The organism is Pseudomonas sp. 05N434 (genome assembly GCF_056396965.1).
Map to the genome: position 1 here is coordinate 1 of NZ_JBFTMK010001061.1, position 557 is coordinate 557.

Genomic DNA, 557 nt, shown 5'->3' on the forward strand with positions numbered 1-557 from the left:
GCCTGGTCGACGCCGCCCACCAGGTCTGCCCGTACTCCAACGCCACGCGTGGCAACGTCGATGTGCGCCTGCACGTTGCCGTTTAATCACTGATCTTGATCATTCGCCCACAAAAAAGCCCGACTCAATGGTCGGGCTTTTTCATTCCTCAAGCGGTGCTTATTTAGCACGGCCTTTGTAGGAACCGCCTTCGCGGGTATCGATCTCGATCATGTCGCCGATTTCGATGAAGTCAGCAACCGACAGCTCGGTACCGTTCTTCAGTTTGGCAGGCTTCATCACCTTGCCGGAAGTATCACCGCGAGCGGAGCCTTCGGTGTAGTCAACCTGACGCACGATAGTGGTCGGCAGTTCTACGGAAACCAGACGCTCTTCGAAGAAGATCGCTTCGCAAACATCGGTCATGCCTTCTTCAACGAAAGGCAGAACGGCTTCGATGTCTTCAGCGTTCAGCTCGTACATGGTGTAGTCAGTGGTGTCCATGAACGTGTAGGAGTCGCCGCTGATGAAGGACAGGGTCGCTTCTTTGCGGTCGAGGATCACGTCGTCCAGTTTGT

General features: G+C 55.1%; 1 protein-coding gene and 1 pseudogene. One reads left to right on the plus strand and one right to left on the minus strand.

What is annotated here, in order from left to right; genetic code table 11:
* Positions 1-86, plus strand: a pseudogene (locus tag AC1DLB_RS31710) (organic hydroperoxide resistance protein); the annotation flags it as partial.
* A gap of 73 nt (positions 87-159) precedes the next feature.
* On the opposite strand, the gene AC1DLB_RS31715 reads toward AC1DLB_RS31710, so the two are convergent.
* Positions 160-557, minus strand: a 398-nt coding sequence (locus AC1DLB_RS31715; protein ID WP_477786495.1) for an elongation factor P, incomplete at its 5' end; no start/stop codon positions are given.